Below are 14,466 nucleotides of genomic sequence, written 5' to 3' on the forward strand. Positions count from 1 at the left end.
TCCTCACCCGCAGGAGGCTCCGACCCCCGCGCTCGGGCGTGTCGTGAAAATTTCAGTCACAAAACACCCACAAAGTTTTCACCTTATCGAGGGGCCTTATAATTTGAAGCAGTTGTATCGATCCCGAACCCCAGGCATTATCCTGCGTGAGAGTCGATCCCGGTCGTTCAAACCAGATCCGGTTACCCCATAAATGGGGACCGGGTTGCACTGAAGCAACTTATCTAGTCTGACAGGTCGGCCACGATCGCGCAAATCTTTTATGCCTATCCGTGCCCGTGATCTTGACCTCACGACGGCTCTGGCCCATCCTGTCCGGTCCGCTCCGGCCCCGCAGGCATCGGTGGATCTGCCAGGCTCCCCTGCTTCGTCGGCACGGATTCCTGCTTGTCAACCTTCACCAGCTTGAAGACCGCGGCGGCAATCAGCCCCAGGCCGATGACCACCAGCCAGAGGAACGCCAGGTCACGCAGGAACCACAAGACTGCCAGGGTGATGGCTGCCGCACCCCACCAGATGAACAGCCGCTCCCCCAGCTTCAGCCCCCACGCCACCAGTGCGCCGAAGAAGACCAGGCCGATCACCTGGGCTGCACCATTGGATTCGACCAGCGCCGTCAGCAAAGCCAGGCTGCCGGCAGCCGATGCAGCCAGCAGGTAGATCTTCTGCAATCGCGCATCGGCTCTGGCATTGCGCCACACCACCAGCACTACTGCAACAATGCAGGCATAGGCTGCCACGCTGCTGGCCCGCGGTGCGCCGGCGATCTGCGCATAGCTGCTGAGCGCCAGCAGGGCCCCGAGGAGAATGAAGCCGTCGACTCCGAAAGTCACCAGCGCCTGGGGAAGCTCGTAGAGCCGCACCAGCACCGCAACACCAAAGATGAGCAGCGCACCGCCGACCACCTGCCATGTTGCGCCAGCATCGAGGTGGCCGATCCCACCTGCCAGCAGCAACGCGAAGAGCATGCCAGCAAAATACAATCGCGAAGCAGCACCGGGCGGATCCGCATGAAGGCGGCCGAAGCGAGGATATCCCGGTGTTGGTTCCTTCATTCGCCCATGGAAGATGGCAAGCAGATACAGCACCATGCCCGTGCCCGCCAGCGCCCATGCGGCATCCATCAGTTCCATCATCAAGGCGCCACCAGCTTGCCGCACTTCGAAGACCGCACGCAGGATTGCCACAGCCAGCATGATGCTCGATCCGGCGGCATACCAGGCACTCGAACGCGTGTGCACCATGAGGATGAACGCGCAAGCCATTAACAAGTGCGCAGCAACTGCCCACCAAGAACCTGCCTGCCATGCGGCGGCCCATACCGCAGGAAGGAAGATAGCCAGCGCCACGGCCAGCGAATACTGCTTCTTGGCACGCAAACGCCATTCAAGGACGAGTGCGCCGAGGCCCACCGCCAGCAGCATGGCGCAAGCAGCTTGCGAACTCCACCAGATGGTGCGGACCCACCCGGTCGCATCGGGCATCGCCAGCGCCGGAATGCTGATCAGCAGGATCAGCGACAGAATCGGGGCCAGCAGATAGAGCTGCCGCTTCACTATCGCCAGACCGGTCTCAGCCTTGAATGCAGCCAGTCCGTGCAGCCCGAAGAACAAGCAGGCAAGGAGAACCGCTCCCCGATCCAAGCCGCCGGCGAACTGCCCGTAAGCCAACGTTGCCGCTGGAATGCCCGCCAGCAGGCCAACTGCCATCCACCGCAATTCACTACGCAGCGCATTGCCTCTGCGGATGCTGGCCAGCAACCGGACCAATTGCGGGATGGCCACCGAAACCAGCAGCAGGCAGAACCGGCCGTGGATATCGAATTCCATGCTGTAGGCAAGCCACCACACCATGGAGCTGAAGAGCACTTGGGCCAACGCGGCGTAGATGACCTTCCACCGCTGATTGATGCTACGGCGCAGGCACCAGATGAAATAACCCAAGGAAGCCGCCCCGATGAAAATTGCCAGCGGCCAGAAATGCCTGCCGAAGCTGAGCGCATAGAGCCCCAGCAGCAGTCCGGCTGCCCCCAGGCTGATCGACTGTCCCAGCTCGGGTCGCTGGACAGCAAGGTCTCGAAGCCGCCACCCCGAGGCAATGACCAGGCCCGCTGCAACCACCAAGCCGACGATGAACCAAGCCAGCGAGCTGAGCCCGAGGAACGCCATGGAACTTGCACCGTAGCCATCTTCGCCCCTGGTTGACAGGATTCTCAGGCCGAGCAGCAGTACCACGCCGAGCAGCGCCGAAGCACCCACACGCCCCAGCCGGTGCGCCTGCGCCAATCCTCGTTCCAGCAAGGATCGGCTTGCCAGATTCGCCACCCACAAGATGAACATCACCAGGAGCACCGCAATCAACGAGGCGTTGCCATTCGCAGATCCGTCGCCACCGGTCGCGAGCTCCTGGATGGCGGCACCGAGCACTCCTGCGCCAATCAGCGTCAGTACCCAGCGCACGTGTCCGGTGATTTCCCTAAGCAGGCTGCGATTGCGGCGATGCGCCAGCGAAAGGCCGAGCAGTGCCAGCACGAAGGCCGGCAGTGGACGCCAGCTGAAAATCTGCAGATCCACCAGCGTCACGAGCGGAAGAACCGCAATGGCTCCAATTTCCAGCTTGGCTCCGCGCAGCAGGCCCGTCACTGCCAACGCCATGAAGATGGGAACCGCGATGCAGCTGAGCATGAAGGCCTCGATGCCCTCTGCGGCAAAGTACGCGAAGGAGACCGAGGCAATCCCGGCGCTCCACAGCACCGCGCGTTCAATTTGCAAGTGCTTGAGTGCCAATCCCAATCTCTGCCGGTATCCGGTCGCCCAGCGCAGGGCTGCCACGGCCTGGAGCCCGAAGGCGTAGGCAAGCACCAGCCAGGTGCTCGTTGCGGTCATGCCGAGATAGTTGCAGCCAGAGACGAGCACGCCCATGAACGCGGCGCGGGCAGCATACGTGCGAAGCAAACGCAGGTTGGCGAGCAGCCTGACACTGAGCAGCAATTGGGCGGTGAGCAAGGCGAAGATCCAGAACAGATCCCGGCTGGTGAGCATCTCGGCAAGGATCGCCGCCAGGACGAAGACGAACGCAGGCAGCTGCTGCGCGGTGCCGAGCAGCGCTTGGAAGAAGATCGAGGCGCGGATCCTTTCGCTGCGTGAGGCGAGAAGCATCAGCACGATCGAGAGCACCAGCAGGATCAGCATGTAGTAGAGTACTCCGCGCTGCAACGTGGCCGCGCCCGCCATGGCGGTGCTGACCAGAATCAGCACGGCCACCCAGGCCAGGACACGGGACTTGAGCGCCAGCGTCGCATAGCCCACTGCTACCGTGCCGATGGCCGAGAATACCAGCCAGGTCGCTGGCCCGGAGATCTCCAGCGTGCCATGCGTGGCGATGGCGCACAACGGCAGCAAGGCCAAACCGGTGCCGGCAAAGGCGGCACCCGCTGGCCGCAAGGAAGGCTTCACTGCATAGGTGACCAGGCCGCCGCCATAGAACCCAGCCGAGAGCAGGAAGAGGGCAATGAGCTTGGAGAGCGGTGGCAGCGCGAAGCTCAAGAATAGCGCGCCGGCAGCAACGATCATCAGGGCCGCGACGTAGAGCGTGATATTGATATTGCGCAATTCGCGCTCGCGCTTGGTCAGGACCTTCATCGGCCTTGCCGGCGCCGTAGACCCTACCGCGGGGGCAAGCGTGCGGTAGGCGGAAGCTGCATTAGCAGGAACTTGCTGGAGGTACGGCTGGCTGCCGCGAACCGCTTCGGCCCCTGGTGCGACCGGCGCGGCGTCACCGGCGGCCGCTGGTTGCGGCTGCGCGGGCTGCGCATTATCCGGCGGTACCGGGCCCCCCGGGGCCCCCAGGGCTTCGTCGACGGCTGGCTCCGCGGGAGCCTTCCCACCGGATTGCCCCAAGTATCTGACGGCCTCGTCGTAGCCTCTCTGCCAGGCTTCGCCCAGCGCATCCAGCTGTTGCGGGCTGTGCGAAGCAGCTCGTTTTCCTTGGCGTCGGCCAAGGCCGTAGGCCAGCAGGATCAAGATGATAGATACGATGGCCCAGCCGATCATTGAAGCAACTCCCCCAGTTAATGAATTGGTGCGCACTCCAATTAGACCACCTTCTAGATATATTCACTAGCTGACGCTCGCAATTAACCAAAAAAATCCCCCAGCACATCAGTGCTGGGGGATTTTTTCAGTCCGCTAGGGAACTACACCGTCAAGTAATGACTACTTGGTGATGGAGGTAACCTTGCCCGAACCAACGGTGCGGCCGCCTTCGCGAATTGCGAAGCCGAGGCCCTCTTCCATAGCGATTGGCTGGATCAGCTCAACCGACATTTCGGTGTTGTCGCCTGGCATAACCATTTCGGTGCCCTCTGGGAGGGTGATAACGCCGGTAACGTCGGTGGTGCGGAAGTAGAACTGCGGACGGTAGTTCGAGTAGAACGGGTTGTGACGTCCGCCTTCGTCCTTCGACAGGATGTAGACGTTAGCTTCGAAGTTGGTGTGCGGGGTGATCGAGCCTGGGGCTACGACAACCTGGCCGCGCTCAACATCGTCGCGCTTCAGACCGCGAAGCAGCAGACCACAGTTCTCGCCTGCCCATGCTTCGTCGAGCTGCTTGTGGAACATCTCGATACCGGTAACGGTGGTCTTCTGGATTGGGCGGATACCGACAATCTCAACTTCCGAGTTGATTGCCAGGGTGCCACGCTCGGCGCGACCGGTAACAACGGTACCGCGGCCGGTGATGGTGAAGACATCTTCAATTGGCATCAGGAATGGCTTGTCGCGGTCGCGAACTGGATCCGGGATGAAGCTGTCAGCAGCGTCCATCAGTTCCTCAACTGCTGCAACCCACTTTGGATCGCCTTCCAGAGCCTTCAGGCCCGAAACGCGGATCACTGGAGCGTCGTCGCCATCGAAGCCCTGCGAGGACAGAAGTTCGCGAACTTCCATCTCCACGAGCTCGAGCAGCTCTTCGTCGTCAACCATGTCCGACTTGTTCAGTGCAACCATCAGGGTTGGAACACCAACCTGGCGGGCCAGCAGAACGTGCTCGCGGGTCTGAGCCATTGGGCCATCGGTGGCGGCAACAACGAGGATTGCGCCGTCCATCTGTGCAGCACCGGTGATCATGTTCTTGACATAGTCAGCGTGACCTGGAGCGTCTACGTGTGCGTAGTGGCGCTTCTCGGTCTGGTACTCGATGTGCGAGATGTTGATGGTAATACCGCGCTGGCGCTCTTCCGGTGCCGAGTCGATGTTAGCGAAGTCGCGCTGTTCGTTCAGGTCTGGGTACTTGTCAGCCAGAACCTTGGAGATAGCCGCGGTCAGAGTGGTCTTACCGTGGTCAACGTGACCGATGGTACCAATGTTGACGTGCGGCTTGTTGCGCTCGAACTTTGCCTTTGCCACAAGTTCCTCCTAGAAACATTTACAGAAGACATTCTTCGTCTGCGCGGTTCGCAAACGAACTAGAAATAGTCTACTGGGGGCTTGGATAATTTAGGAAATTCCGGTCCTCTGCGGGACCTGCATTGTGATGCAAATCCCTCGTTGGCCGTTTGCGGCACCGGCTCCGTTTCCCAACGGAACCGGCCCGCGATCGGCCACTTCCCCGCAATGGGGGTCACGGCCAGGTTTTATTCCGAGACGATTACTCGCCGCGGGACTTCTGGATGATCTCGTCGGCTACAGCCTTCGGAACCTCAGAGTAGCTGTCGAAGGTCATCGAGTAAACTGCGCGACCCTGGGTCTTGGAACGCAGGTCACCAATGTAACCGAACATCTCGGACAGCGGCACACCAGCGCGGATGACCTTGACGCCAGCAGCGTCGGACATCTCCTGGATGGAACCACGGCGGGAGTTCAAGTCACCGATAACGTCGCCCATGTACTCTTCTGGGGTACGGACTTCAACGCTCATCAGTGGTTCAAGCAGAACAGGGTTAGCGCGGCGTGCGCCTTCCTTGAATACCTGGGAACCAGCGATCTTGAAGGCCATTTCCGAGGAGTCGACATCGTGGTAAGCACCATCGATGAGGGTAGCCTTGACGCCAACCAGTGGGTAGCCTGCGAGGATACCGTACTGCATTGCGTCCTGGATACCTGCGTCGACCGAAGGAATGTACTCGCGAGGAACGCGACCACCGGTAACAGCGTTCTTGAACTCGTAGGTTACGCCGTCGACAACTTCCAGAGGCTCGAACGAGACCTGGACCTTTGCGAACTGGCCCGAACCACCGGTCTGCTTCTTGTGGGTGAAGTCGACCTTCTCCACAGCCTTCTTGATGGTTTCGCGGTATGCAACCTGCGGCTTGCCAACGTTGGCCTCAACGCGGAATTCGCGCTTCATGCGGTCAACGAGGATGTCCAGGTGAAGCTCGCCCATGCCGCCGATTTCGGTCTGGCCGGTGTCTTCGTTCAGGGACACGGTGAAGGTTGGGTCTTCTGCGGACAGCTTCTGGATAGCGGTCGACAGCTTTTCCTGGTCGCCCTTGGTCTTTGGTTCGATGGCCACGAAGATCACTGGATCCGGGAAGGTCATCGATTCGAGGACGATTGGGTTCTGCGGATCGCACAGGGTGTCACCGGTGGTGGTGTCCTTCAGGCCGATCACAGCGTAGATGTGACCTGCGTGGATCTCATCTACCGGCTGCTCCTTGTTGGAGTGCATCTGGAAGAGCTTGCCAACGCGCTCCTTCTTCTGCTTGGTGGAGTTCAGCAGCTGCGCGCCGGACTCTGCCTTGCCGGAGTAAACGCGGATGAAGTTCAACTGGCCGAAGAATGGGTGAGCGGCAATCTTGAATGCCAGTGCCGAGAATGGTGCATCCTCGGAAGGCTCGCGTGTGAGCTCGATTTCTTCGTTCTTAGGATCGTGACCGACCATTGCGCCCACGTCGAGCGGGGTTGGCAGGAAGTCGACAACAGCGTCGAGCATTGGCTGCACGCCGCGGTTCTTGAACGCCGAACCACAGAATACCGGGTAAGCTTCCGAGTTCACGGTCAGCTTGCGGATGCCAGCCTTCAGTTCCTCGAGGGAGATCTCTTCACCTTCGAGGTACTTCTCCATGAGCTCTTCAGATGCCTCAGCGACATCTTCAACCAGCTTGGCGCGGTACTCCTCGGCCTTTTCCTGCAGGTCTGCAGGGATTTCGCGGGTCTCGTAAGCGGCGCCCAGCGAAACGTCGCCCTTGGCGTCGCCTTCCCAAACGAAAGCCTTCATGGTCAGCAGGTCGACAACACCGATGAAGTCCGACTCGGAACCGATTGGCAGCTGCATGACCAGCGGCTTGGCACCCAAGCGGTTGATGATGGTGTCTACGGTGAAGTAGAAGTCAGCACCCAGCTTGTCCATCTTGTTGACGAAGCAGATACGTGGAACGTTGTACTTGTCAGCCTGGCGCCAAACGGTCTCGGACTGAGGCTCAACGCCTTCCTTGCCATCGAAGACGGCAACGGCGCCATCGAGCACGCGCAGCGAGCGCTCCACCTCAACGGTGAAGTCAACGTGGCCCGGGGTATCGATGATGTTGATCTGGTTCTTGTTCCAGAAGCAGGTCACGGCCGCGGAGGTAATGGTGATACCGCGTTCCTTTTCCTGCTCCATCCAGTCGGTGGTCGAAGCACCGTCGTGGGTTTCACCGAGCTTGTGGTTCACACCCGTGTAGAAAAGGATGCGCTCAGTAGTAGTGGTCTTACCGGCGTCAATGTGAGCCATGATGCCGATATTGCGGACCTTGTTAAGGTCAGTAAGCACGTCCTGTGCCACGTTGTCTCCCTATAAGGTGAGGCCGGAATCGCTGGGCATCGGTTGATGCCCAGCTTTTCCGAGCGGTTCTTACCAGCGGTAGTGGGCGAAGGCCTTGTTGGACTCAGCCATCTTGTGAGTGTCTTCGCGACGCTTCACAGCGGCACCCAGACCGTTCGATGCGTCCAGGATCTCGTTCATCAAACGTTCGATCATGGTCTTCTCGCGGCGAGCCTTCGAGTAGCCAACCAGCCAGCGCAGAGCCAGTGCGGTTGCACGGCCTGGCTTGACCTCAACTGGAACCTGGTAGGTAGCGCCACCGACACGGCGGGAACGAACCTCGAGGGCTGGACGGATGTTGTCCATGGCCTTCTTGAGGGTCGAAACAGCATCGGTGCCGGACTTTGCCGCGGCACCTTCGAGTGCACCATAAACAATGCGCTCTGCAGTGGACTTCTTGCCGTCTACGAGAACCTTGTTGATCAGCTGGGTGACCAATGGGGAATCGAAGACTGGATCAGAAACTAGTGGGCGCTTTGGCGCCGGACCCTTACGAGGCATTACTTACCATCCTTCTTTGCACCGTAGCGGGAACGAGCCTGCTTACGATCCTTCACACCCTGAGTATCCAGAGCACCACGAACAATCTTGTAGCGGACACCTGGAAGGTCCTTCACACGACCACCGCGAACGAGCACGATGGAGTGTTCCTGCAGGTTGTGTCCGACACCTGGAATGTAAGCGGTAACTTCGACGCCACCGGCAAGGCGCACACGTGCGACCTTACGCAGAGCCGAGTTCGGCTTCTTCGGGGTGGTGGTGTACACGCGGGTGCACACGCCACGGCGCATTGGGTTGCCCTTAAGGGCAGGGGCCTTGGTCTTGACGACCTTAGGCGAGCGGCCCTTGCGGACCAGCTGCTGAATAGTAGGCACTTTCGTGTCCTTCCATTGTCTAAGTTCTTCGGCAACACGACGAAAACGCCTAAGCCTAGAAAAGTTTTAGCGCTTCGCAATGTAGCTAGCTGCTTGCTTTACCGCGCACTCAGAATCAAAAGTCCCTAGGCGTGCGAAAGTGTGGCATTCGTTGCGCAACCTACCCGCAACCCGGACGGAGTCCATTTTGCCACACATAAAACAATTGATCTCAGTCTAGCATTAATCCACCGAGCCACCATGTACAGTAAGCTAACTCACCGCGAAGGCCCCTGTTCGACCGTCGCCCTGCGGCTGAGGCGCGCGAGGAACTCGAATCCAACCTATCCCCTGCCGGTGAACTTTCAACCGCTTCGAGGAAGGGTTCCGCTGAACACCCAAGCGGCGAACCAGAAGTATACTATGGTCGCAATATCGCCTAGATGATAATTCCACCTTGTCGATGACCGCGATCAGCCGCTTGACTCACCGATGTCCATCAGCCGTTGGGCGTTTGCCTGATAGGCCTTGACCACGGAACGATTGTGCAGTTCCAGAATCGCCTCATCATTGCGGCGCAAGCTGGTGGAATTGTAATTATGGCTTCCAGTGAAAACGAATGAAGCATTTCCGCGATTCTTTTCAGGTGAGGCAGCATCTCGCATTCCGGAAACTACGAAGTACTTCGAATGCACACGCCCGGTAGTCGAGGTGTCCTCTACTGTACGTCGTTCGATACCAGCGGCGTCCAATACACCTGCGACCTGCCCGTCGACTGGCCCCGTGGCTACGGTGACCTCGCATCCTTCAGCCTTGAGCCGTGCGAGCTCTTCCGCGATTGCGGCGCGCGTTCCGTCCCACTCGCTCATGATCACTGCCACCGAACTGTTCTTGTTTTTGCACTGGAGTTCCGAGAGTCGCTGCGCCACGGGGTCGGCGGTGGCCACCGGGAAGAATCGTGAAACCGCCACTCCTGCCGGTCCCCGCGAAGTCACAGTGCGATTATAGTCCGGAGTTTGCACCATGCGGGCCATATCCGAGTGGTAGGAGTGATAGGCCCGGTACAGCCCGTCATCGCCGGTCACAGTAAGCGCATTGTTCCAATAACTCACGTGGTTCACGTCCGTGACGTTAGCGGAGGACTGGACCACCACATTCCGCTTCCCGGACAACGAGGAGAACAGCGCGAATTTGTTGTGCATGCCCTTGGTTCCCTGGCAGGAGCTGGTATTCCCCTCCGGAGACTTGTTCGCACAGACAGACACCCACGATCCACGGCTAGTGTCAGTTCCCAGGGCGTTTATCAGTCGCGCGGATGGCGCCTTGGAAATCTGCCACCCGTCCATGACGACCTGGATATTCACTCCGCGTTCGTGAGCCGCCAGCAACTGGTCGACGTAGTCTTCGCCGCTGTGACCCGAAATCACGAACGCCGCAAGGGAAATGGTCGACCCTGCATCGGCCTGCTTGAAGTACGAGCACAGCCGTTCGGAAACGGCGCCGGCCCGGTTCAGCAACGGATCGGAGAAGACCGCGCCAGTTTCTACCTTCACCAACGGCGCCGACGCACAGGGAAGTTCCGGTTGCTTTCCCTGGTCGATCTGCCGTGCGGACTGCGCCGGAAGCGCGCCCAATAGCAGCCCCACCCCCAACGTCGCTGCCACGATGGCTTTCATTGCACTTACCATTTTCCACCCTTTGTCGTCTGCTATTTGTCGTTTGCTGATATGAGGCGAACTACTGGGACACCCCAGCCAGCTCACCAACTACTGCACCATTTCATATTTGGGTAAGCATTCGGTAACGTGCCGGTGAACAAGATCTTTTCGGGTTAAACGCCCAATGCCTGCCCGCACAGTGTGCGGGCAGGCATTGGTTCAGGCTACCTTACGGCGTCCCGGCTTCCGGCTTAGCGGAAGTCCGAGCCGTGGTCGTAGTCGTCCATCGAGATGGCACGGAATTCAGGCGACAGCCCGCCTTCCAGTGCATCGTCGTACAGGCCGGAGGAGAAGGCCGAGGTGCCGGTGAACAAAGTTGCCTTTGCTTCATCGGTTGGCTCGACGTTGACCTGGGTGTAGCGGTCCAGACCGGTACCGGCCGGGATCAACTTACCGATGATCACGTTCTCCTTCAGGCCGCGCAGCGGATCTTCCTTGCCTTCCATCGCGGCCTGGGTCAGGACGCGAGTGGTTTCCTGGAAGGAAGCAGCCGACAGCCACGAATCGGTGGCCAGCGAGGCCTTGGTAATGCCCATCATCTCGTCACGGCCGGCGGCAGGACGCTTGCCTTCCGAGACAGCCTTCCGGTTCGCAGCGGTGAAGCGCGAACGATCGGCCAGCTCGGCTGGAAGCAGGTCGGTGTCGCCTGACTCGATGACGGTGACGCGGCGCAGCATCTGGCGGACGATGACTTCCACGTGCTTATCGTGGATGCCTACACCCTGCGACTGGTACACATCCTGGACCTCGCGGACCAGGAACTTCTGTGCCTCACGCGGGCCGAGGACTCGAAGAACCTGCTTCGGGTCCAGGGTACCGCTGGTCAGCTGGGTACCGGCAGCAATGCTTTCGCCCTCTTCAACCAGCAGGCGGGCTCGACGCAGAACCGGGTAGGCCTGCTTCTCGTCGCCGTTGTCCGGGGTGACCACAACACGCAGCTGCTTCTCGTCGTCTTCGATCGACACGCGACCGGCGACCTCGGACATCGGAGCCACACCCTTAGGGGTACGGGCTTCGAACAATTCCTGGATACGAGGCAGACCCTGGGTGATATCGTCAGCCGATGCCACACCACCGGTGTGGAAGGTACGCATGGTCAGCTGGGTACCAGGCTCGCCGATGGACTGCGCGGCGATGATGCCCACAGCCTCGCCGATGTCCACGGTCTTGCCGCTGGCCAGCGAACGGCCGTAGCACAGCGCACACGTTCCAACAGCCGAGTCGCAGGTCAGCACGGAGCGGACGCGGATCTCGTCCACGCCTGCAGCGTACAGCTCGTCGATCAGCACGTCTCCGACATCCGAGCCGGCGGTAGCCAGCACGTTGCCTTCGGCGTCCTTCACGTCGGCAGCCAGCGTACGGGTGTACGCCGAGTTCTCCACGGTCTCGTGCTTGACACGGATGCCGGCGGAGTTGTCCGCGATGGCAACGGTCAGGCCGCGCTTGGTGCCGCAGTCCTCTTCGCGAACGATGACATCCTGCGAAACGTCGACCAGGCGACGGGTCAGGTAGCCCGAGTTCGCGGTCTTCAGCGCGGTATCCGCCAGGCCCTTGCGGGCGCCGTGGGTAGCGATGAAGTACTCCAGAACCGACAAGCCTTCGCGGTACGAGGACTTGATCGGGCGCGGGATGATCTCGCCCTTGGGGTTGGACACCAGACCACGGATACCCGCGATCTGACGCAGCTGCAGGTAGTTACCGCGAGCCTTGGAAGTCACCATTCGGTTAATGGTGTTCAGCTCTTCCATGCCGTTCTTCATCGCCTCGGCAACCTCGTCGGTAGCCTTGGTCCAGATGTCGATCAGGTCCTGGCGGCGTTCGGTATCGGCAATCAGGCCCTTGTCGTAGGAAGCCTGGACCTTGGCGGCCTTCTCCTCGTATGGAGCAAGAATTGCGGTCTTGTCCATGTTCGAGGTAATGTCCGAGATCGCCACGGTGACACCCGAACGGGTCGACCAGTAGAAACCGGCGTCCTTCAGGTTGTCCAGGGTGGCTGCTGCAACGATCTTCGGGTAGCGCTCTGCCAGATCGTTCACGATCTCCGAAAGCGCATCCTTGCCGGCCACGGTGGCAACCCATGGGTAGTCCGCAGGCAGGGTGTCGTTGAACAGCACCTGGCCGAGCGAGGTCTCCAGCAGTGCCGGGGTACCTGGCTCCCAACCCTCAGGGGCTGGCTGGTCTGCGGAAGGAACGAAGTTCTCCACGCGGACCTTGATCGGTGCGTTCAGGTGCAGCTCGCCCAGATCCTTGGCCATGATGGCCTCGGAAACGGTGGCGAATACTCGGCCGGCGCCCTTTTCGTTTGGACGCTTGGTGGTCAAGTGGTGCAAGCCGATGATCATATCCTGCGAAGGCTGTGCCACTGGGCGGCCATCGGAAGGCTTCAAGATGTTGTGCGAGGACAGCATCAAGATGCGTGCTTCAGCCTGGGCTTCTGGGCTCAGCGGCAGGTGCACTGCCATCTGGTCGCCGTCGAAGTCGGCGTTGAACGCGCCGCAGACCAATGGGTGCAGCTGCAGGGCCTTGCCTTCGATCAGCTGTGGTTCGAAGGCCTGGATGCCCAAGCGGTGCAGGGTCGGTGCACGGTTCAGCAGTACCGGGTGCTCGGTGATGATCTCTTCAAGGACATCCCACACCTGCGGACGGTAGCGCTCAACCATGCGCTTGGCCGACTTGATGTTCTGTGCGTGGTTGAGGTCAACCAGGCGCTTCATCACGAACGGCTTGAACAGCTCCAGCGCCATCTGCTTCGGCAGGCCGCACTGGTGCAGCTTCAGCTGCGGGCCGACCACGATGACCGAACGGCCCGAGTAGTCGACGCGCTTGCCCAGCAGGTTCTGGCGGAAGCGGCCCTGCTTGCCCTTGAGCATGTCGCTCAGGGACTTCAGCGGACGGTTTCCTGGACCGGTGACCGGACGGCCGCGGCGGCCGTTGTCGAACAGCGAGTCAACAGCTTCCTGCATCATGCGCTTTTCATTGTTCACGATGATCTCAGGCGCGCCGAGATCAAGCAGGCGCTTGAGGCGGTTGTTGCGGTTGATCACGCGGCGGTACAGGTCGTTCAGGTCCGAGGTGGCGAAACGGCCACCGTCGAGCTGGACCATTGGGCGCAGTTCTGGCGGGATCACCGGAACAGCGTCGAGGACCATGCCCTTGGGCGAGTTGCCGTTGGCCAGGAACGCGTTGACGACCTTCAGTCGCTTGAGGGCGCGGGCCTTCTTCTGGCCCTTGCCGTTCTCGATCACGGTCTTCAGCTCTTCAGCTTCGGCCGCCAGGTCGAAGTTCTCCAGGCGCTTCTGGATGGCTTCTGCACCCATGGAGCCCTCGAAGAACAGTCCGTACTTCTCACGCATGGTGCGGTACAGGCCTTCGTCGCCTTCCAGGTCGGCGACCTTCAGGTTCTTGAAGCGCTCCCAAACCGCACGCAGGCGCTCGGCCTCGGCCTTGGCGCGCTTGTCGATCTGCAGAACAGTCTTCTCGGCCAGGGTGCGTGCCTTGTTCAGCTCGGCGTTCTTGGCGCCTTCTGCTTCCATGCGCTCCAGCTCGGCTTCCAGGTCGGCTGCAACAGCCTTCTTGTCGGCTTCCGCGTTGTTCGCAAGGTTGCGCAGCTCCAGGTCGTGCTGGGCCTGCAGGTTCGGCATCTCGGCGTGACGACGTTCCTCGTTCACGCTGGTGATCATGTAGGCAGCGAAGTAGATGACCTTTTCGAGGTCCTTCGGAGCCAGATCAAGCAGGTAGCCCAAGCGCGATGGAACGCCCTTGAAGTACCAGATGTGGGTCACTGGGGCTGCAAGCTCGATGTGGCCCATGCGCTCACGGCGTACGTTCGCGCGGGTCACCTCGACGCCGCAACGCTCGCAGATGATGCCCTTGAAGCGCACGCGCTTGTACTTGCCGCAGTAGCATTCCCAGTCGCGGGAAGGGCCGAAGATCTTTTCGCAGAAAAGACCGTCCTTCTCCGGCTTCAGGGTGCGGTAGTTGATGGTTTCCGGCTTCTTGACCTCGCCGTAGCTCCAGCCACGGATTTCATCCGCGGTGGCAAGGTTGATTCGCATGAGGCCGAATGAGGAATCGCTGGACATATGGTCCTTTTC

Annotated in this window: 7 protein-coding genes; all 7 read right to left on the bottom strand. The window is 60.3% G+C overall.

Features of this window, described 5'->3' with window-relative positions; all coding sequences use genetic code 11:
• Positions 1 to 290: 290 nt before the first annotated feature.
• Entirely contained in the window at positions 291 to 4,088 is a 3,798-nt protein-coding gene (locus ATK23_RS08470) for a hypothetical protein (RefSeq protein WP_157066373.1), read from the bottom strand.
• A gap of 126 nt (positions 4,089 to 4,214) precedes the next feature.
• Positions 4,215 to 5,405 (bottom strand): elongation factor Tu, encoded by a 1,191-nt coding sequence (gene tuf, locus ATK23_RS08475; RefSeq protein ID WP_066140741.1) that lies wholly within the window; start codon positions 5,403 to 5,405, stop codon positions 4,215 to 4,217.
• A 241-nt stretch (positions 5,406 to 5,646) separates the two neighbouring features.
• Positions 5,647 to 7,761: an elongation factor G gene (fusA, locus tag ATK23_RS08480; protein WP_066140744.1), complete on the bottom strand. Its 2,115-nt coding sequence runs from the start codon at positions 7,759 to 7,761 to the stop codon at positions 5,647 to 5,649.
• Positions 7,762 to 7,830: 69 nt separating this feature from the next.
• Positions 7,831 to 8,301, bottom strand: coding sequence for a 30S ribosomal protein S7 (gene rpsG / locus ATK23_RS08485; RefSeq protein ID WP_038992204.1), 471 nt, complete (start codon positions 8,299 to 8,301; stop codon positions 7,831 to 7,833).
• Entirely contained in the window at positions 8,301 to 8,675 is a 375-nt protein-coding gene (gene rpsL / locus ATK23_RS08490) for a 30S ribosomal protein S12 (RefSeq protein ID WP_013349694.1), read from the bottom strand. The genes rpsG and rpsL overlap by 1 nt, the downstream gene beginning before the upstream one ends.
• Positions 8,676 to 9,127: 452 nt before the next feature.
• On the bottom strand, positions 9,128 to 10,330 hold the full coding sequence (locus ATK23_RS08495; protein ID WP_066140747.1) for a phospholipase D-like domain-containing protein: 1,203 nt from the start codon (positions 10,328 to 10,330) through the stop codon (positions 9,128 to 9,130).
• 233 nt (positions 10,331 to 10,563) lie between these two features.
• Positions 10,564 to 14,454, bottom strand: a complete 3,891-nt coding sequence (locus ATK23_RS08500; RefSeq protein ID WP_038992206.1) for a DNA-directed RNA polymerase subunit beta' — start codon at positions 14,452 to 14,454, stop codon at positions 10,564 to 10,566.
• Positions 14,455 to 14,466 lie beyond the last annotated feature (12 nt).

Source organism: Glutamicibacter nicotianae (assembly GCF_002797775.1).
In the GTDB taxonomy this organism is placed as follows: Bacteria; Actinomycetota; Actinomycetes; order Actinomycetales; family Micrococcaceae; genus Glutamicibacter; species Glutamicibacter nicotianae.

Coding starts and splice junctions, on each gene's coding strand:
- ATK23_RS08495 (WP_066140747.1), bottom strand. CDS start 10,330: ATGAAAGCCATCGTGGCAGCGACGTTGGGGGTGGGGCTGCTATTGGGC.
- rpsG (WP_038992204.1), bottom strand. CDS start 8,301: ATGCCTCGTAAGGGTCCGGCGCCAAAGCGCCCACTAGTTTCTGATCCA.
- ATK23_RS08500 (WP_038992206.1), bottom strand. CDS start 14,454: ATGTCCAGCGATTCCTCATTCGGCCTCATGCGAATCAACCTTGCCACC.